This window comes from Bradyrhizobium centrosematis, from assembly GCF_045571495.1.
GTDB classification, from domain to species: Bacteria; Pseudomonadota; Alphaproteobacteria; order Rhizobiales; family Xanthobacteraceae; genus Bradyrhizobium; species Bradyrhizobium centrosematis.
Genome location: NZ_CP120703.1, coordinates 6,295,639 through 6,314,928, shown reverse-complemented (window position 1 = coordinate 6,314,928; position 19,290 = coordinate 6,295,639). Strand labels below are relative to the sequence as shown.

Sequence of the window (19,290 nt, the reverse complement as noted above, 5' to 3'; positions counted from 1 at the left end):
TGGCTCGATGCGTTGCGTGTGTTCTAAGTCTAAGAATGTGTTTGCCTGGTGTTCGCAGTCGCACAAGCCGGAGTTGCCAGCGCGTCGAGCCAATTCGTATCCACTCCCCGCTCAGAAAAAATCGTTATTCTCGCCTTTGGCGCGCTCCGCGTGCCCATTGACGTGCTGCAATGGCTCGCCGCCCTCGCCACTTTCGACGACGAGCCTCGGGTACGATCAGGGTTATCTGACGACACCTGTGTCGGTGGTTGGAGTAAGGCTGACACCCTGTTCGTGCCCACCTGGAGGTGGCAAAGGTGTAATCGACCATTCAATCAAGGCCACGGCACGTTCAAGCGCGCGCTTTGTCACAGCACGGTCAGGCGAAGTGGCGATGACATGCCCGATCCTGTCTCGATAGTCGTGTTTCTTAACGATTGGGGTCTTTGGCTCGACTGAAATACTGACTTCTGTGATACCGGGCACTTCCGCCGCGCGACTTTCGCCAGAGATTGCATCGAGAATGCCTTCGCGATCGGGAAGCAGAACCCGCGCGGCCGCTGTGTGCGAATGACTTCTGTGCAGATTGCATTCTTGCCCAATGGCTAGCCTGATGTGCTCGGCGACGAGATCAATACCACACGAAAGCGTGACCAACAGAGAGTTTGGTGTGCCAGCAAGGCGCGGATTGACCTCAATCACGACTGGGCCAAGCGCGGTCCATCGCAGATCAATGTTTGTTGGCCCCCAGCCCACGCCGAGGGCTTTCAAAGATTTCGATGAAATCTCGACGATTCGTCTATGCTGGTCCTCGGTCAATAAGGCGGGATAAATGTATTCGCGACAAACGAAATGCGGCTGGTTACCGAAGTCGGCAGCGCCAATTTCGATAATCTTATCTCCCATTATTTCTACACTGTAGTGGGGGCCTTGCGCGAATTCCTCGACGAGTATTCTAGGTGAAGAGCCCCAAATGTGCTTACTCAACAGACAGCTCGTATGCTTGGTTAGCTCGTCAAGATCGCGGCATAATCGAACACCCATGCCTCCGGCGCCGACCGCCGGCTTAACAATCACCGGTAGGCAGATCTGGGTAGCAGCGCGCTCTACATCCGTCGCACTCGTGGCCAGGCGAAAAGCGGGAGTTGGAATGCCGGCCTCTGCGAGAAGCTGACGTTGATAAAATTTGTCGCAGCATCGTTCGACCGCTACGGGATCGGGGCCCGGGAGCTCGAAATATTGGCAGAGCTTACCCACAGTTGCATAGACCGACTCTTGTGCGCTCGTTATGCCGGCAATGTGAGACGTCCGAGACAGCCGCAAACATTCCTGTATGATAGCATCAAGATTCTTTGTATCGACACGCACTGCTTCACAGCAGCTTGCCGCAATGTAGGGATGTCGACTTGGATCAGTCGAGAAAACAATAGGTTGCAGACCAAGACGCTGCGCCGCTTCGACGTAGAGCCGACCATTAAGTGCACCTTCGAGCACGATGAGAACTTGCTTCGGCATTGAGTATGACTCCGCCATTTTGTTCGGAACTATGATGGACGAGCAGCAATCGGGCCGCTCGCACGAATGTTCCAAAGCTAGATGTCAGCAGACCAAGTTTCTCGGCTAAGCCGCTTTCCAGGCGGACTGAAATGTCAGAGAATGTCTTGCGGTGATACTACCATGCTGTGTAGGTGTGCGCGTCTAAGGATAGTTGCTAAGGACGTGGCGTTATCCTGCGAGGCTCGAAGCGCAGGACTCTCATAAATGCGACGGCCGACGTGGCCCTCCAAACGGTAGACCAAAATGGCGCAGCCGCTAATTGCGGTTTCAACGGATGTCCGTCGTTTTTGCAACGCTGTCTGGCACGCTACGCCACAACAGTATCTAGACGCAGTAATCGCTTCAGCCGGCGTCTTTCCTCTGCTGGTCCCTTGCTTTGGTCGCCCACTTGATTTCGATCGTCTCGCAGCCGCTGTGGACGGAGTCCTAGTTACAGGCTCTGGTTCGAACGTCCATCCGTCGCTCTACGGCGGCAACGCCGGAGACCTCAACGGTCCTTATGACCCAGCGCGTGACGCGACGACGCTGCCTTTGATCGTCAGCGCTATCGATTACGGGATTCCACTGCTTGCTATCTGCCGCGGTATTCAGGAACTGAACGTTGCGTTGGGCGGAACGCTGGCGACAGAAATTCAGGAGCGTCCCGGCTCGCTTGACCATCGCGCGCCGCAGGGGGTTAGCCGGAGCGAGCAGTTTGCCTTAAAGCACAACGTGACGATGATGGAGGGCGGCTGCCTCCGGGAGATCGTTGGCGCAGATGAAATCAAGGTCAATTCCCACCACCGGCAGGCGATCGACAGGTTGGGCGACCGGCTCAAAATTGAGTCCGTGGCTGAAGATGGAACTGTGGAAGCGGTGTCGGTGAACCATGCACGCGCCTTCGCTGTGGGAGTTCAGTGGCATCCTGAGTATTTGTCCGCCTCGGATGAAGCATCAGGACGCATTTTCCGCGCGTTCGGGGATGCTGTCCGGATGCATGCAGTGGCAAGGAGCAACACCTAAGCCCGGAAGAAAGCTTAGGCTATGCCGCAAGACCCAAGGGTACAAATTTGCAGAAGATGTAACTTAATCGGTCTAGGCATGTGTGGACAACTCGTGGTGGCAAGAAGAACGTCTCCCAATCTTTGGCCGAAGCAGCAGTGTGTGTGCTCGGGGTTAAGTAACGCGGATCAGTTCTCGTTCCGAAAGCATGTCTTAAGACGCCGTGGTCTAAGAGTTATCCTGAGCGCTGAATAGACCGGCACTACAACGTCCTGTTCCCTCCCAATCGTCAGAATGCGCTCGAGACGTCCCGCACGATCTCGTGTGATCCGTAGAGCCCCCAGTTCTCGGTAGCGTTTGCGCCCATTGCTGTCCAGGCCCGCCCCGTCCTGGCGATCCTCTTGGCGAGCGCGATGACTGCAACCTTTGGTCGTGGCCGCATCAGCCCGCCTGCAAACCAAGGCCGTTGTCTGGTACGGCGGATGTTACTATAGCCGATCACGGAAGGGCGTCAGCCGTGAACAGGCTGCCCAAATAGCGTCGCCTCTGCCGATACTGCCGCGCTTCTCTTTGCTGCTTAACTTGGCGCGAGCCCGAGACAGATCAGAGAAGACGCGTCAGACGGACACCACCAGCGCCACGGCCTCACCCGGGGGGATCACATGCAGCCGGCCGCTCGTGAGGATCGCGCCAAGCCAGGATGCGTCGGCCGAACTCCAGGATGCGGGCTTCAGCGTAGGCGCGGATCAGTCAGACGCCGAATTTGACGCTTCACGCCCTCAAGGACGAGCTTGCCGCGCGCGGAGTCAAAGTCTCCCTCAATGCGGTTTGGCTGTTCTAAGGTGCGAAGTACCGCGGTTCAAAAAAAGCTGCTCGCCCCCGAGCGAGCTCGCTCCGACATCGCGCGTAGACGCCAGCGCTGGCGCTCATGGCAGGTCAACCTCGACCCCGGCGCTTGGTCTTTATCGACGAGACCTGGATCAAGAGTATCCGCCCGGTGAGGCTTTCAATTACCCATAACTTTGACTGCTTGGGTTGATGGAGTTGCCCCCGTTAGACCGGACACTCGGCTGGTTTGAGTGGTGCAATGTACTCCCGCGGTGAGCGGTAGCCCAGTCGGGAGTGTGGGTGTTCTGAGTTGTAATCCTCCATCCATTGGTCGATCCGCTGCAGCGCGGTGCTCGCGTCAGGGATCGGGTTCACCCGAACATAGTCACGCTTGAAGGTCTTCACGAACGCCTCGGCCATGCCGTTGCTCTCGGGGCTTTCGACCGGCGTGAAGCAGGGCTCGAGGTTGAGGGCCGCGGCAATCTCAAGAGTGCGATAAGCGGCGAAGATGGATCCATTGTCGGTCAGCCATTGCACTTTGCGTGGAGCCCGGATGTCGGCGAACCGCTGCTCGACACAGTGGACCATCATGTCTCGGATCATCTCACCGGAGATCCCGGCCGTTGTGGCCACCCAGCCGATGACCTCGCGGTCATGGCTGTCCAGGGCAAAGGCAACCCGCACGATCTCGCCATTCCAGCAGGTGAACTCCAGCGCGTCCGAACACCAACGCTCGTTGGAGCGGCTTGTCATGATCGTTCCGTCATGGGCCCGCGGGAGGCGGCGCCCTGTATGCCGGGCCAGCAACAAGCCACTTTTCTTCATCAGCCGGTAGACGCGCTTGGCGTTGACGGGGTCATGGCCGGCGGATCGCCGCTCGCGCTTGAGGAGCGCGGCGATCCGCCGGTATCCATAACTCGGGCGGCTATCCACCAGGCGCCGGATATCAGACGTGAGCTCCGCATCCCCGGCGCGGGTCTGGGAACCGCGGTTCGGACGCCTGCCACCCGCTCGCTCAACCAGGTTGGAACGGGCCACCCGGAGGGTCTCTGCGATCCGTTTCACGGGGTATCCTCCGGTGTGTGCCTGCGATCGCGACAGCAAGGTCGGTTTTTTTACCCGTGCAAGGTCAAGAGCCTCCTTGAGGATCTCGACCTCCATGGTCTTGCGGCCCAGCAGGCGTTCGAGGTCTCGAACCCGTTGCTCGAGCCGCCGGACCTCGGACGCGGCGACCACATCCTCGTCGGCCCGCACCGCTTCCTTGCCCCCTTCACTCATCAGCCTCCTCCATCGGAAGACCAGGCTCGGGGAGAGCCCATGGCGACGAGCAACATAGCTGATCGACATGCCCGGTTGCAGCGTCTCGTTGACGACCACGAGCTTCTGCTCCGTCGTAAACCGCCGCCGGCGGGCAACGCCGGTGATGACTTCCACCTTCGAAAACGTCTCGGACATAGGCGTATGCCTAGGACTAGGCCTAGCTCCTCCGGCTAACGCCGGTGTCCGGTCAAAACGTGGTGCAGTTCAGTTGATGCGCGGATCGGCGAAAACTTGAATCGAAAGAATCACTTGTGATTCCTTACTGAGCACCTGATTCGCGAGGGGGTGCTCTATGGGGCTGTCATTAAGTGATCGATCGGCAAAAGGCTGTTTGCGGTCCTTGGAAGGCGAATGTTGGATTGATCGAGAGAGTAGTGGATGCGAGTTTAGGGACGCGCGGCTCGGCGACAGATTCCGCAAACTGCTCACGCAGATTGGAAGCGCCATGGGACAAAGCATTCCGCTCGTCTGCCAGGATTGGGCGAATACCAAGGCTGCCTACCGCTTCTTCTCCAATGACCGGGTCAGCGAAGCGGACATTCTGGCCGGCCATTTCCAATCGACGCATGATCGTGCCGCCGCCGCTGAAGGTCTCGTTCTCGTGCTGCACGACACAACCGAGTTCAGCTATCAACGCGAGAAGTCAGAAGCGATCGGCATCACCAAGAGCATAAACAGTGGACGGGATAAGGCAGGCCGCGTCAGATCGCACACGGTTTGCGGCATCCTGATGCATTCGAGCCTCGCGGTTACAATCGAGGGTGTGCCGCTGGGGTTTGCGGCCGTTAAGTTCTGGACCCGGAAGAAATTCAAGGGGACGGCAGCGCTTAAAAAGAAGATCAATCCGACCCGGATTCCCATCGAGAAAAAGGAAAGCGTCCGGTGGTTGGAAAATCTCAAGCAGTCTACAAACTCGTGGATCATCCGGGACGATGCATCCATATCGGTGATCGCGAGAGTGACATCTACGAGCTTTTCTGCGCAGCACAGGAGATCGAAACTCATTTCCTGATCAGGACCTGCGTCGACCGCTTGGCTGGAGACGGGGATCACTCGATCGCTGACGAAATGGATGAGGTCGCCGTCAAAGGGCTCCTTCGCATCGAAATCAGAGACAGCAACGGCGATCCCGACCAGGCCGTTCTTGAGATCAGGTATCGCAAGATACGCGTCCTGCCACCGATCGGAAAGCAGAAGCGCTATCCCGCTCTGACCCTGACGGTGATCCATGCCGAAGAGCGCGGGACGCCTAAAAACAGAAAGAAGATCGATTGGAAGCTGATCACCGACCTGCCGGTTCGTTCCCGCACCGACGCCATTGAGAAGCTCGAATGGTATGCTTTGAGATGGAAGATCGAGGTGTTCCACAAGATCCTCAAATCGGGCTGCAAAGCTGAGGAGTCGAAGCTCCGGACCGCCCAGCGTCTGACCAATCTGATCTCAGTGTTTTGCATCCTGAGTTGGCGGGTCTTCTGGATGACGATGCTCAACCGTTCCGCCCCAGACGCGCCACCAACCCTCGCGTTGACTGCGACTGAAATCGGTGTGCTCGATCGCCTCGCCAACGGCAAACCAAAAGCAAGACAGAAAACGCTCTCGCACTATCTGATCAAGATCGCCCGGCTCGGCGGTTATCTCGCCCGCGCCAGCGATCCGCCGCCCGGCAATACCGTCATGTGGCGCGGGCTGTCACACCTCACCGACATCGCGCTGGGCGCCATGGTCGGAGGAGAATTTGTGGCCAATTGAAAGCTTCACCGGCCCCGTACGATCAAGACCAACATGGCTCCACTGCGCTGATGGGGACCAAAAGGCGAGCGGGTGCGCAGCCTCACGCCACACGGTCACTGGCGGACGCTGACATTCCTTGGCGCATTGCGCTGTGACCGTCTCACCGTCACTTGCCTGTTCGACGGCCCGATCAACGGCGAATGCTTCCGCGCCTATGTTCATAAGGTTCTCGTCCCGCAGCTTCAGCCGGGTGACATCGTCATTATGGACAATCTCGGCAGCCATAAATCAGCTGCACTGCGCAGCCTGATCAAAGCCGCCAGGCTCTGGTACCTGCCGCCATACTCCCCCGACCTCAATCCACTAAGATCAAGCACTAGATGCGTTCCGCCCAGAAGCGCACCCTTGATGACATTTGCCGCCATTTCGGCGGCCTCGTCACAACCATCCAGCCCGACGAATGCAGCAATTACTTCGAAAACGCCGGATACGCTTCTGTTCAACCGTGAAACGCTCTAAAGCTCGGTACGAGGCATCATCGGTATATCCATCGCGTCTACCGTGTATTGCCAATCGTAAGTTTTTCGTCGTTATTGGTCTTGTCGCCTCGTTTGTCGGCAGCTACAGCGGACATGGCTGCATCTTTTCGGAGAAGGCGTTTCCTTTGAGCGCCTTCCGATCGACAACTTCCGGAATGACGGCCGAGGGGCCATACTTTAACGTTCGGTATCGGTAGGTCGCCGATGCCACCGGAAAGTCGGGAATCAGGCGCACCTCCAGCAAGAGTGGAAAGCCTTGTTTATGGCCGTGTTGTCTAACCATCTTTCGAGCTCGATCACATGGCCCTAGCTGTCGCCAAGTCATAAATTTAATGGATGGTGTTGATGCCGGTCTCGTGAACGATTCGGAGAGCCGGACCCTACGCGCATCCGTCAAAGCACCGTTGGGGATCAGTAATGGCGCACTTCCTTGACGAGTTGGCTTGAGAAGAGATGTCTCCTGTATTCTAGCAGTTTGGTGCTTTTAGACGAGCGAATAAAGCTTTCTTGGCATTGAGCTTGGTCGGCCGCGCTTGCTTGAGCGTTGGATGCGTTCGTCATCAAGATAGAGCATCAGACCGTTCCAATGACGCAGCGTTTTGCAACGCCTTCGCGCTCAAGTCTCCACTCTAGATAGCCGCCTATTCGCGAGTATTTGGAAGCGCAGGACGAGAAAAGCTGCGTATACGGCCGTCCCAATTGCTAGGCCAATCCAGATACCAATGGGACCAAGCCCCACCTTGAAGGAAAGCACGTAGCACAACAAGAACCCGATCGGCCAATACGCGATGCCGGCGAGCAACAGCGGTACGCGTGTATCCTTCAGCCCGCACAGGCTACCCGCGGCGGCGCCCTTCAGGCCTTCAGCAACAAAAAAAAATGCGCCGACAAAAAGGAGCTCTGCCGCAAGTCTACTCGTTGGGTCGGCTTCGTCCCTCGATGTGCCTAGGAACAAGCGAACCAGGTCAAGACGTGCAACGACGACCACCATCGTCATGATGGAGGTGACTCCCACGCTGAGCAGCATTGCCACCATTCCTGCTCGCTTAATACCCGGTCCGTCGTTGCGGCCGACCGCTTGGCCAACACGCACTGTCGCCGCCGTGCTGATGCCGAACGAGACCATGAACAAGAGGCCGGCGATCTGAATCGCGATCTGATGCGCGGCCAGTGCGCTGCTGCTGATATGCCCGGCCAAGAGCGCTGCCGCGGAGAATAGTCCATAACCCACCAAGGCACCTATTGAAATGGGCATTCCGATCACAACCAACTGCCGCATTAAAGGCCAATCGAAGCGCCAGAGATGGGCAATCACGCGGTAGTCCCGAAAAGGGCGGCACATAGTAGCGAACCACAAGGCGGTCAAGAACGTACCCCAGTTCACCAGCGTGCTCGCAATGCCCACGCCGAACAGGTCAAAGGGAGGCAAGCCCAACTGGCCATGGATCAGCAGGTATACCAGCAAGCCCTTGGCGGGGACGGCCCCTAGTGTAATCCAGAAAACCGGCTCTGGCCGATTGGCGGCGGCCATGTAATGTCGGAGTGCAAGAAGGCCCAGGGCCGCCGGAACGCCCCATGCCAATCCGAACAAATATTGCTGAGCCAGTCGAGCCGCATTCGAGTCTTGCCCAAGCGCCAGTAGTACCGCCTCCCCGCGCAGTGCGAACGCTACGATCGGAGACGACAACAGCACAGCCATCCATAGCCCCATGCGCATAGAACGCCGCATCGTAGCTAGATTGTGCGCTCCAAATGCCTGTGCGGCCAACGGCGCGATTGGCGCCAAAAAGCCTGCGCCGAAGGTGATGCTGACCAGATAAACTCTGCTAGCCAAGGCGATGGCGGCAACCGACTCGACGCCGATGCGCGCGACGAAAGCGAGATCGATTGCCATCATCGCGATGTGCGCTAGCTGAATCATGACCATCGGCAGGGCAAGTTTCAAGGTTTCACCGAACTCGACAGCGAGGTGATTGCAGCCGGTGTGTCTCGCCCGTCTGTTCCCGGAATTTGATTCGGATTTTTCTTTGGCTGTTTTGACCATGGATTGTGCTACTTGTCCTCGGCGGCTTCCGCTTTTAGAAGAGTATCTCCGCCGGGAGTTTGCCTCACGATCACATTGCTGATTTGGGGAGTGTTTGTCGCCGACGCGAGCGCGCCTGTCGGGTTGCACTCACTGTTCAGCTGTTTCTCGAATTTGCTTGTAGACTGTTTACATCCCACCTTCTTAGCGCCACTCATGCAGCGACGCCGACGAGACCGCGGAGCTCGTCGCGAGCCACGTGCGGCTGAGGCTGGAGGCGGACACGCAGGCGGTGCGCCGCATTCGCCGCAGGCTGTCGTGTGTTAAAGGCGGCAGATGAAGTTTGCGGCCAGCAAATTGGATGGGTTGACCAACGAGCGTTCCGCCTCGGGCGACCGGAAGGGGGCCGAATGTCGCGATGTCGCTCACGGAAAGCCGGGGCAGCGCGTGTGCATTTCCGAGGAAACGATGTTGTTGACGTCACGTGCGATGCGTAGGTGAAGTGAGAGGCGATAGCTTTGTACGACATTGCTGCGGCTCTTCATGCGGCCCAGCTTCCTTCAAGATTCGCGCCAACTTCATGAACTAATGCGCATGGCGCTTTCGCGTGGTGAATCTGACAGTATGTCGCGACAGCGCCAGAAATTGGTCGGGCTGTCGAATCCAGATTTCGATGGTTCATTGGCCAGAAACCTGTCGCGACACGGTTGGGAGGCTGAAGCATGACATAAAACGCATTGCGACGGACTGCGCATAACGTTTCGCAAGGCGCCAGAGGGATGATGTTGAAGATGCGGAAGCAAACTGCGGTCGCTGTTGAGCCGCCTACGAAATCTATGGTAAGGCGAAAAAAGCACGGCGGCAGGCTGCCCAATCGTGTTTGCCTGCGACTTCGTGGTGTTGGGGCCGGATGGTCAATGCGGGGCGCAGAGCAGCCACCCTTAAAGCGCCAAACCACTATGACCGACCATATAGACTACTATACGGTTGTTTTGCTCGACCAAGGCCTACCCGTTCTTGCAATGCATGGGACAGCGCCTGAGCAATCCACGGGTCGCAGCCTTCCGAGTGCTTGTGAATCGCGACCTGCTGCACGCGCGGTGGATGCGAGCCTCTCCGGCCCGGAACGCGTCCCTGCCAAGCGGTGGTTGATAGCGGCTAAGCACTGAGTAGTGTCAACAAGCAGCGAGCCGATGCGCTCTCGAGATGGGGGCGTCCCCAGCGCTTTGAGCTCACGCCTTTAGCGCCTGGCAATAGGGGTGCACGCTGCGTTGCAGCGTTCGCCGACTGATCGCCGCCCCGCGGCAAACCGGCTTTCTGCCCAACAGCCATATTGCACTCGGTCAGTCGCTGCTGGCACGTTCCTTGCGGCCCAGCTCGGGGAGAAGTTGTCGCACTGGACGGCCCATCGCATGCTTCAAGCCGTTGCAATGGTTGATCGCGCCGTAGCTGGCACATCGCCTGGTCGCAGAAGGGCTTTTTCGAGCAGGCGCACGATTTTTTAATACAACGTTTCCAGCAGATTTTACACGTCTCGTCATTGTCGCAGGCCGGCTCCGCTGCCCTCTATTCCAGCCAAGCGAGCGATAGTAAATAGATGTTTTCGAGTGTTTTAGGTGTCACTAAATTGCTTCCGATAAGCCCCCACGTGGGTCCATCCTAGGCGTCGGGCCAGCCTCCGACTGATCTGGCCCCTATCAAAAGGCGAACGATCGAACGAGCTCCAGCTAACATTATACAGATCCAATTCTCCCACGATTGCCAGGCCCAGCCTATCGCACAACTGGTCGAGGGCAGCCGCGCTACCGCACCGCCGCGCAATGCGAAAGTCCACACAAGTCCCCGACCACAACCCGGTTCGCATCAAATTCGTAAGAACCGAAAACCAGGCTCGATTCGCCTGAAATGCCCGCATGTGACGGGCCACCGCCAGACATGTAAAGAGGCTTAGCGAGTTCGTACACGACGCAACGAACATGCCGTTTGGCTCCAACACGCATAGGGCGCGTCTGATAAAGGCAGAGTGATCCTCTACATAGGGCAAGACTCCAATTGCGGTAATGACATCAAAGGGCCCGTCGAATGACAAACACTGAGGAGTGCACACATGAAACCGTTTATCCGGAAAACTAAGCAGTCCGCGCGCAGCCTGAATCGCCATTTCAATTTGCACTGACGACAGATCGATCCCGTAAACGTCGAATCCACGCCTCGCGAGATCGAAACACAGCTGGCCGGCTCCGCACCCTATATCGAGCACTCTCCCGGACGAAATATGATTCGATACGAGCTCCGCGACCAAAGCAGCTCGGCGGGCAAAGAACGAAGCCGGATCACGAGCGACCCTTGCGAACTCTTCGCCCTTGTCATTCCAGAATTGGACCGGGCCAGGCATCTTGGACCTCAACTTTTGGGGCGATTGGTTAATCCTCAGTATTAAACTAGGTCGCCTCACTGATGGCATGTTCTCACCGGCCATTCATGACCGAATGTTTGGCTGTTTCTAGCTGCCGGAAGCCTTCGGAACGAAGGAATAGGATCGGCGCACTCAGCTCAGTACTCCAGCAACAAGCATGCCAGCTGCTTCGAGGGCAGCGGTGTCTTATGCAGAGGAAAATTCGAGCTCCAGAGAAAAGCCGTCATTGTTTTAAACCTGACAGCGATTGTGCGACTATCATCATGTGGAGGTCGCATTGGTGCAGTATTGGCGAAAACCTCCCGCAGGCGCGTGTCCTTCTTTTTCGAGACCTCACTTGGTCGGGTCGCACTAATCCTTTTTGTAAACGACGTTTACGCCAATGCCTCGGGCATGCCATCCGGCGGGCGGCGCGACAGGCGACCAGGCTTTGCGTCGGGCGTCACTATTCCACAGAATATGCTCGATAGCGTAAGAACAGTAGCGAGCGGATTGCCCGGCTTCGCCAAACCCACAAAGACTTGGATGCCGTTAGGCTAGCGATATTTTCATGCGCATTGATAGCTCTCACCTTAGGGAGGTGCAGGCAGCGCGATGTCTGTCTATGTTGGCCCTTGGCTCCATCCGATGGGGCGCCGCAGCGCCATCCCAGCGCAGTCGCAAATAGGTCAGGGGACCTGCGTCAGCAACGGCCTTGCGTCAGTTGCAAGTGCCCTCATATGAAAGTACCAACGAATGGCATCCGACTTGCTCTATTTGTCTAATGCCCATGTGCATGAACTACAGATTACGGCTAGCGAGGCGCGAGAGGCAGTGCTTGCCGGTTTTCGTAACAATTCGCTCGGCCGCAACGTCGGCCTACCGAAATCAGCCATTAGCATTGGCCCCGGCTCCTGGTTTATCTCGATGAACGCCGTGTCCGAAGCCGGGGGTATCGGAGTGGTGAAAATGGTCGCGGTCGCTTCAGACCAAGCCCATCGGACAACGTCCAGAGTTAACGGCCTGGTCTGCGTCAGCGATTATAAGACTGGGGTACCCCTCGCGGTTATGGATGGGAATTCCATTACGCTGCTAAGGACAGCTGCGATGTCGGCGCTAGCGGCCGTCTATCTCGCCCCTGAGGCGCCTGAGACCATTGGCCTCGTCGGCTGTGGCCAACAGGCGCTAAGCCACCTTGATGCGTTTGTCGATACGTTTCCATCTCTACGAAAGGTCCATTTACTGAGCAGGAGTGGCCGCTCTGCTGAAAGAGTCGCGGTCGCCGCGTCTAAGAAGCGTCTGGAGCCGATCATATCAGAGGACCCGAATGCCCTGGTGAGTCAAAGCGACATTGTTGTCTCCATGGTCTCGAGTTCGCCTGGATTGACGCCGTTTCTGGATGCTCGATTGATGCCGCCTTCGTCATTCGCCGCGGCTGTGGATGGAGCCAGGAGTTGGATATCGGAGGGGATCTCCGCTTTCGACAGACTTGTCACCGACAGCTTGGAGCAATCTAAATCGCCGATTGACGCGTCAGGACAGCGCGTTAAATCCGCAAGGTTCCAAGACGACCTTGTGCATCTTGCATCTGGTTCGTCGCGACCCGATGCACCAATTAGAGCCTTATTCGCTTTCCAAGGTTTCGTGATCGCAGACTTGGCATTGGCAGAATTGGCGATCCAAAAGGCGCGGGCCTCGGGGATCGGAACTTTCCTGCCACGATGAAGGGTGAGAATACGAGAGAACAGGCGGAGCAGCACGACGGGTGCCACTCCAGATTGCGGGCACGCTCCGCGTAGCCCAAGGCAAATGGAGCGCCTGACCGCGTCATGAACAAGGAGCGATCAGGCAGCCTCGGCGGCTCGCTAGCGTGGGCCTGAAGAACCTGAACTCCGAAGACGCTACCATCGGATTTGCGGCAGATGATGCTGTTGGACGGCTCCTGCATGGGACGTGAGTGCCAAGGAGTGGGTGCCCTTTAAGCTCCCAACGATTCGGAGGAGCAGCCTATCCAGTCAATTTCGACGATTGGCCTGGGATGGCGGAGCTGACCCCATTAGACCGGACACTCGGCTGGTTTGAGTGATGCAATGTACTCCCGCGGCGAGCGGTAGCCCAGCCGGGAACGCGGGTGTTTTGCGTTGTAATCCTGTAATCCTCCATCCAGTTGTCGATCCGCAGCAGCGCGATGCGAGCGTCGCGGGATCGGGTTCACACGAACATAGTCGCGCTTGAAGGTCTTCACGAACGCCTCGGCCATGCCGTTGCTCTCGGGGCTTTCGACCGGCGTGAAGCAAGGCTCGAGGTTCAGGGCCGCGGCAATCTCAAGGGTGCGATAGGCAGCGAAGATGGAGCCATTGTCGGTCAGCCAGTGCACCTTGCGTGGAGCGCGCATGTCGCCGAACCGCTGCTCGACACCGTGGGACCATCATGTCCCGGATCATCTCGCCGGAGATCCCAGCCGTTGTGGCCACCCAAATGATGACCTCGCGGTCATGGCTGTCCAAGGCAAAAGCAACCCGCACGATCTCGCCATTCCAGCAGGTGAACTCCAGCACGTCCGAACACCAACGCACGTTGGAGTCGCTTGTCATGATCGTTCCATTGTGGGCCCGCGGGATGCGGCGCCCTGTATGCCGGGCCACCAACAAGCCGCCCTTCTTCATCCAGCCGGTAGACGCGCTTGGCGTTGACGGGATCGTGGCCGGCGGATCGCCGCGCGCGCTTGAGGAGCGCGGCGATCCGCCGGTATCCATAGCTCGGCCGGCTATCCACCAGGCGCCGGATATCAGACGTGAGCTCCACATCCCCGGCGCGGATCTGGGGACCGCGCTTCGGACGCTTGCCGTCAACTCGCTCAACCAGGTTGGAACGGGTCACCCCGAGGGTCTCTGCGATCCGTTTCACGGGGTATCCCGCGCAAGGTCAGGAGCCTCTTTGAGGATCTCGACCTCCAGGGTCTTGCGACCGAACATGCGTTCGAGGTCTCGAACCCGTTCCTCCAGCCGCCGGACCTCGGATGCGGCGACCACATCCTCATGCGCCCGCACTGCTTCCTTGCCCGCTTCGCTCATCAGCCGCCTCCATCGGAAGACCCGGTTCGGGGAGAGCCCATGGCGATGGGCAACGTAGCTGATCGACATGCCCGGTTGCAGCGTCTCGTTAGCGAAAGGAGCTTCTGCTCCGTCGTAAACCGTCGCCGGTGGGCAACGCTGGTGATGACTTCCACCTTTGAAAACGTCTCGGACATAGGCGTCTGCCTAGGACTAGGCCTAGTCCTCCGGCTAACGCCGGTGTCCTGTCAAAACAGGGAGCAGTTGATGTCGCTAAGGCGGTCTTCCAAGTGCATGGCGTCGATGTGGCCGGTCAGGTGGTGGTCCGCCGGCGGCTAAAACGCCGTTTCGTGCTTTCCTTCGTTGAGAAGTTGCCGCCGTGCTTGGGGGAAGCCAAGTCTTGCGCGTCATCCCATTATTGGTCCCGCGAACTGCAGGCTTCGGGCATACAGTGCGATTGGTGGCTCCTGGGTACGTGAAGCTCTACTTCAAGCAGAGGACGCGGCGCGAGAGGATCGAGCATCCCTTCGGCACGATCAAAGCCCCTATGGGTGCGACTCACTTCCTAATGAAGCGCCTGCCAAATGTCGCTGCTGAGATGGCGCTGCATGTTCTCGCCTATAACCTCACACGGGTGATGAAAATCCAGGCGTCTCCCTCTGGTGAGGGCCGTCTTGCCGGGTTAAGAGGAGTGCTGTGTAACAGCCCTTATGGACAGCAATGAGTTCAGTGCTCAGATTGAACGGTTCGAGGCCGTCGAGACCGGCCGTCGTCCTCGCCGCATGATGAGAAACTCAAGGTCGTTCTGGACAGTTTGCAGGCACCGCGCGCGGTCTCGCCGACAGCACGTCGATACGGCATCTCGCGCTCGGTCCTGTTGACTTGGCGAGATCGTTCGGGACGCGGACGAGCGAGCAAACTCAGCCAGCCTTTGTGGCGATGGTGATGCCGGACCAACCGTCGGCGCTGCCAGTAGCTTTGGCGGCGTCAGGGGGCGGACCCATGGAGATTGTCGTCGGCAAGACCTGTCGCGTGATCGTGGACGCCGGCGTTGATATGACCGTGTTGTCTCGCCTATTGGATCTGCTGGAGCAGCGATGATCCCGATCGCGGCAGGGGCGAGGATCTGGATCGCGACCGATCACACGGACATGCACAAAGGAATGCAGGGTCTGGCATCGCTCGTACAGGAGGGTCAAGGTCGCGATCCTCCCCCACCCCCCAAAAAATGGACGGGTTTAGGCGGCCTTTAGCTCGATTTCGCTTCGCGCGATTTATCCGATGGCTGAATGGAGTCTTGTTCGATTGTGCACGCCTCGATGAAGGCGAAGTCGCGGTACGCGTGTGAGGCATCATGGCGTGTTCAACTGTCGTCATAACAGCATGAAGTTGAAGGTTGCGGTGAGAGTTATACTTCGACGTTCGGCGCGGTCAGGACGAGCGCCATTGCCATCGGCAGGCCGGCTGTCCGTGGCCGGACGCGATGAGCAGAATAGATTTTGGAAGGCGATTGCCACGGGGTAGAGCAGCGACGCTACTGCGTTTGAGGCCGGCTTATCGCAACCTGTCGGAAGCAGATTGTTCCGAAAGGTAGGCGGCATCCCAACCGCGGCTTCAGATTTTCGGCCAAGCCTCTCTGCGAGCGCTATCTTTCATTGGCTGAAAGCGAGGAAATCGCCCTTCTAAAGGTGCAGGGCCATCGACCAAGGTGCCGATCGCCAAGCTGCCTAGACGGAGGATGAGGTCTCCCTCCCAATGTACCGGCACGGCTCGATCAGCCGCTTCAGCGGGGCGCACACTGATCACGATCTCGGGCGAGAGAAAGCCCTTGCCTCGCCTGCGTACGCGCCCCCTGGGCACGCGCAACACGCGTCCTGTTCGCAAGCAGGCACTGAGTTCGCTGCGTGGTTCACCGCGGCCTGAACGAAGAGAACCTGATAGATGGCTTCGTGGCCAATGCGCATCGTCTTGTCGTCCGGGAAGTCAATCGGCAAGCCTCGGGCAATCTGGTTAGGGCTCCACGCCTTGGTCCATTGTCGATCCTTGCGCCGGCCATGCCGGCGATCGTTCCACCGGACGGTGGGCCGAATGCACGACGCTCTTCATGGCGAAGCTCCTCGCAAGAGGAATGAACCTGCCCTTGCGGGACACGGGCGGAAGTCGTGGTGACGCGATCTCGCGGACCATCATCACTTTGCCCGAAGAACTACGTCGCACGCAGACTTGGGATCAAGGGCCGAAATGGCTCAGCACGACCGCCTCAAGATCGACGCGGGCGTCCAAGTCTACTTCTGCGTCCCGCAAAGCTCTTGGCAGCGCGACGCTCACGAGAACACAAACGGGTTGCTGCGGCAGTACTTTCCACGTTGAGCATCGACAGCGACCGATAAGATATCCGCTGTAGCAACGGTCCTCAATGTCCGACCGAAGAAGACACTGGGCTGGAAAACGCCGGCAGAAGCGCTTGACGGCGCGGGACGGCATGAACGCGAGGACTGCCGTAGCGGCCGCTGTTGCCTTGATGGACTTGCCGACCGCAGCCAGGAGCGCGGCATCGGATTCGGAGACGTGATGAAGTTGCGGGTTCATCTCCATCAGGGCCTTCTGCATGTGCTGGATGTGGGCGGCCGCATCTTCGACTAGCGGCTCTCGCTGGCGGTGATTGGCGCGTAGCGTCTCGATAACGGCGTCAGCTCGAAAGCTGCCGTGCAGCAAACCGCAGGAATGAGGCTGGCGCAACCAAGCGCCGTCACTGACATCGGTTTTGCGTCCAGGCACGGTCTTGGCGTAACGTGCGTTGACCAGGATTACCTCGAACCCTCGCTGCCCGAGAATCTCGTAGACTGCGTTCCAATAGACCCCCGTCGATTCCATCGCGACACTGATCAGGCCGCACGCTTTGAACCAGTCCGCGAGTTCGTGCAGCTCTTGCGTAAACGGGGCAAACGCACGCAGCGGCATATCGGTGCCCCTGGAGTCGACCACTGCCATGTGCATTTTTTGACCCAGTGTCCATGGCCGCGGCTCTGACGTTGACCGGCCTTAACTCCGGGCGGCCACCGGCAAGTGTCCCCGGCGCTGCAACTCCATCGTTCATTGTTCATTAATGGAGCTGGAGGGTCTGGTTATGCCAATCGGCATCTTCCTAATCGGGATCGCCGTGCGAACAGCGTCACCATTCTCAAGTTCGCAGTTTTTTAACGGGAACTCTGCCTCCAATAAGCTGACGGCCGCTACCCTCCAGGTCGACAAGAAAGCATCGGCGCTGGCCGTTTCTACCGCGCACAGGCGGCTGGGTCCGTGATAGTTTTTAGGCTACCGCTCGGCCTTCAACTTGGCGACCTCACGGCGCACCGCTCGATCGCCTGCTGCTCCGGCTTCATCTTCCCGTGGCCCGGAAAGGCCTGCACCAGAGCCAGAGCCGAACCCCTTCACCCATTTGCGCAGAACGTTCTCATTATCATCCAGGTCGCGCCCGGCCGGCGCTCGACCGCCTCGATCTTGAACTCGCGCCTGAACGCCCGTCGCTTCATCGCCAGCTTCCGGCTGGATGAAACACCTAATCTGGGTGTCCATCAAACCGGCAGCAGATCAAACGACGTGATCTTCACTTAAGGCAGTGTTTCGGCCAAAGCTGTCTCAAACAGCTCTAAGCCTTCATCCATGGTCTCACGGTCGATCGTGAGCGCAGGCAGAAACTTTACGACTTGATCGACGGGCCCGCATCGTTCGAGCATCACCCCTTTCTCGAAAGCCTTGCGCGTCGCAGCCGCAGCTATTTCGGTGGCTTGACAATCAAAGCCGAGTGCAAGGCCACGGCCTCGGACAACAAAATGATTTCCGTGCGTGGATGCGATGACCTCGAGCCGTTGTCGCATTAGCTGCGACATTCGCTGTACCTGCTCCGAGAACGTCGAGTCGTACCAATAAGCATTTACAGCGGCGGTAGCAGCAACCAGTGCGACATTGTTCCCTCGGAAGGTCCCGGTGTGCTCACCTGGTTGCCAAGCATCAAACTCCTCTTTGATCAGCAACATTGAAAGTGGGAGGCCATACCCACTCAACGACTTGGACATCACAACAATGTCCGGCGACAATTCCGCAAATTCGAAGCTAAAAAAGTTCCCCGTCCGACCACATCCCATTTGGATATCGTCGACCACCAACAGCGCGCCAACTTCATTTGCAATTCCCTGAATTGACTTCAACCATTCCTCGCCAGCTACGTTTATTCCGCCTTCCCCTTGCACGGTCTCCACGAGAATAGCTGCCGGATGATCAAGGCCACTACTCTCGTCTGCCAATAGTTTTCGCAGATAGTTGGCAGTATCGACAGTTGGACCAAAATAGCCATCAAAAGGCATGAAGGTTGTGCCGCACAGGGAAGCGCCAGCGCGATAAAACCGATTACCGCTCGCGGCGATCGCTCCTAAGCTCATCCCGTGATAGCCGTTTGTAAATGCAATGACGTTTTGACGCCTGGTAACTTTGCGTGCGAGCTTTAAAGCTGCCTCAACCGCATTCGAACCCGTTGGCCCTGTGAATTGGAAGCGGTATTTCAGACCGCGCTCCCGAAGTATGACAGATGTGAAAGTATGCATAAACTCCAGTCTTGCCGGAGTCGCCATATCAAGACCATGGACAACGGCATCCGATGCTAGATACTCCGTGATAGCCTCCCTAATTGCATGGTTGTTGTGGCCATAGTTCAGCGCTCCAGCACCAGAGAAGAAGTCAATGACCCTTCGGCCTTCCTCAGTTAGCATAATGGAGCCGCGTGCGCGGGTGAAAATGGCAGGAAACGAACGTGAGTACGAGCGAACGTTAGATTCGAGGGTTTTTAAACCGTCTATTTTGCGCGACCGGTTGATTGCTTCATCCATA

Annotated in this window: 9 protein-coding genes and 8 pseudogenes; 8 read left to right on the top strand and 9 right to left on the bottom strand. The window is 57.9% G+C overall.

Annotated elements, in window-relative coordinates; all coding sequences use genetic code 11:
• Positions 1 to 222 precede the first annotated feature (222 nt).
• On the bottom strand, positions 223 to 1,494 hold the full coding sequence (locus P6U31_RS29975) for an ATP-grasp domain-containing protein (RefSeq protein WP_407185300.1): 1,272 nt from the start codon (positions 1,492 to 1,494) through the stop codon (positions 223 to 225).
• A gap of 285 nt (positions 1,495 to 1,779) precedes the next feature.
• On the opposite strand from P6U31_RS29975, the gene P6U31_RS29970 reads away from it, so the two are divergent.
• Positions 1,780 to 2,538 (top strand): gamma-glutamyl-gamma-aminobutyrate hydrolase family protein, encoded by a 759-nt coding sequence (locus tag P6U31_RS29970; protein WP_407185299.1) that lies wholly within the window; start codon positions 1,780 to 1,782, stop codon positions 2,536 to 2,538.
• 721 nt (positions 2,539 to 3,259) lie between these two features.
• Positions 3,260 to 3,505, top strand: a pseudogene (locus tag P6U31_RS29965) (IS630 family transposase); the annotation flags it as partial.
• A gap of 65 nt (positions 3,506 to 3,570) precedes the next feature.
• On the opposite strand, the gene P6U31_RS29960 reads toward P6U31_RS29965, so the two are convergent.
• Complete coding sequence (locus P6U31_RS29960) at positions 3,571 to 4,800, bottom strand: IS3 family transposase (RefSeq protein WP_407185298.1); 1,230 nt, start codon at positions 4,798 to 4,800, stop codon at positions 3,571 to 3,573.
• 157 nt (positions 4,801 to 4,957) lie between these two features.
• On the opposite strand from P6U31_RS29960, the gene P6U31_RS29955 reads away from it, so the two are divergent.
• From P6U31_RS29955 to P6U31_RS29945, 3 genes and pseudogenes are all read left to right on the top strand, one after another.
• Positions 4,958 to 5,677, top strand: a complete 720-nt coding sequence (locus tag P6U31_RS29955; RefSeq protein WP_407185292.1) for a transposase DNA-binding-containing protein — start codon at positions 4,958 to 4,960, stop codon at positions 5,675 to 5,677.
• On the top strand, positions 5,581 to 6,414 hold the full coding sequence (locus P6U31_RS29950; protein ID WP_407185297.1) for an IS4 family transposase: 834 nt from the start codon (positions 5,581 to 5,583) through the stop codon (positions 6,412 to 6,414). Before P6U31_RS29955 ends, P6U31_RS29950 begins: the two co-directional genes overlap by 97 nt.
• A gap of 21 nt (positions 6,415 to 6,435) precedes the next feature.
• Positions 6,436 to 6,905 (top strand): annotated as a pseudogene (locus P6U31_RS29945) (transposase); the annotation flags it as partial.
• A gap of 646 nt (positions 6,906 to 7,551) precedes the next feature.
• On the opposite strand, the gene P6U31_RS29940 reads toward P6U31_RS29945, so the two are convergent.
• Both P6U31_RS29940 and P6U31_RS29935 read right to left on the bottom strand, forming a co-directional pair.
• Positions 7,552 to 8,979, bottom strand: coding sequence for an MATE family efflux transporter (locus tag P6U31_RS29940; protein WP_407185296.1), 1,428 nt, complete (start codon positions 8,977 to 8,979; stop codon positions 7,552 to 7,554).
• A gap of 1,591 nt (positions 8,980 to 10,570) precedes the next feature.
• Positions 10,571 to 11,353 carry a class I SAM-dependent methyltransferase gene (locus tag P6U31_RS29935; RefSeq protein ID WP_407185295.1) on the bottom strand — a complete coding sequence of 261 codons (783 nt, stop codon included), beginning with the start codon at positions 11,351 to 11,353 and terminating at the stop codon, positions 10,571 to 10,573.
• Positions 11,354 to 12,109: 756 nt separating this feature from the next.
• On the opposite strand from P6U31_RS29935, the gene P6U31_RS29930 reads away from it, so the two are divergent.
• The gene (locus P6U31_RS29930) at positions 12,110 to 13,078 is read left to right on the top strand and encodes an ornithine cyclodeaminase family protein (RefSeq protein WP_407185294.1); all 969 of its coding nucleotides are present in this window, start codon (positions 12,110 to 12,112) and stop codon (positions 13,076 to 13,078) included.
• Between the two features lie 331 nt (positions 13,079 to 13,409).
• Here P6U31_RS29930 and P6U31_RS29925 read toward each other — a convergent pair.
• Positions 13,410 to 14,603: pseudogene (locus P6U31_RS29925) on the bottom strand (IS3 family transposase).
• Between the two features lie 305 nt (positions 14,604 to 14,908).
• Here P6U31_RS29925 and P6U31_RS29920 point away from each other — a divergent pair.
• Positions 14,909 to 15,130: pseudogene (locus P6U31_RS29920) on the top strand (transposase); the annotation flags it as partial.
• A gap of 974 nt (positions 15,131 to 16,104) precedes the next feature.
• Here the strand turns inward: P6U31_RS29920 and P6U31_RS29915 are convergent.
• Positions 16,105 to 16,457, bottom strand: a pseudogene (locus P6U31_RS29915) (IS30 family transposase); the annotation flags it as partial.
• 52 nt (positions 16,458 to 16,509) lie between these two features.
• Here P6U31_RS29915 and P6U31_RS29910 point away from each other — a divergent pair.
• Positions 16,510 to 16,875, top strand: a pseudogene (locus P6U31_RS29910) (IS30 family transposase); the annotation flags it as partial.
• A gap of 171 nt (positions 16,876 to 17,046) precedes the next feature.
• Here P6U31_RS29910 and P6U31_RS29905 read toward each other — a convergent pair.
• From P6U31_RS29905 to ectB, 3 genes and pseudogenes are all read right to left on the bottom strand, one after another.
• Positions 17,047 to 17,367: pseudogene (locus P6U31_RS29905) on the bottom strand (transposase); the annotation flags it as partial.
• Positions 17,368 to 17,724: 357 nt separating this feature from the next.
• Positions 17,725 to 17,939: pseudogene (locus P6U31_RS29900) on the bottom strand (transposase); the annotation flags it as partial.
• A 78-nt stretch (positions 17,940 to 18,017) separates the two neighbouring features.
• Entirely contained in the window at positions 18,018 to 19,289 is a 1,272-nt protein-coding gene (gene ectB / locus P6U31_RS29895; RefSeq protein WP_407185293.1) for a diaminobutyrate--2-oxoglutarate transaminase, read from the bottom strand.
• Position 19,290: the final 1 nt, after the last annotated feature.

Bases quoted from the DNA above. Each gene is read 5' to 3' on its own strand.
- P6U31_RS29970 (WP_407185299.1), top strand. From the start codon at position 1,780: ATGGCGCAGCCGCTAATTGCGGTTTCAACGGATGTCCGTCGTTTTTGC.
- ectB (WP_407185293.1), bottom strand. From the start codon at position 19,289: ATGGATGAAGCAATCAACCGGTCGCGCAAAATAGACGGTTTAAAAACC.
- P6U31_RS29960 (WP_407185298.1), bottom strand. From the start codon at position 4,800: ATGTCCGAGACGTTTTCGAAGGTGGAAGTCATCACCGGCGTTGCCCGC.
- P6U31_RS29935 (WP_407185295.1), bottom strand. From the start codon at position 11,353: ATGCCTGGCCCGGTCCAATTCTGGAATGACAAGGGCGAAGAGTTCGCA.
- P6U31_RS29955 (WP_407185292.1), top strand. From the start codon at position 4,958: ATGGGGCTGTCATTAAGTGATCGATCGGCAAAAGGCTGTTTGCGGTCC.
- P6U31_RS29940 (WP_407185296.1), bottom strand. From the start codon at position 8,979: ATGGTCAAAACAGCCAAAGAAAAATCCGAATCAAATTCCGGGAACAGA.
- P6U31_RS29975 (WP_407185300.1), bottom strand. From the start codon at position 1,494: ATGCCGAAGCAAGTTCTCATCGTGCTCGAAGGTGCACTTAATGGTCGG.
- P6U31_RS29930 (WP_407185294.1), top strand. From the start codon at position 12,110: ATGGCATCCGACTTGCTCTATTTGTCTAATGCCCATGTGCATGAACTA.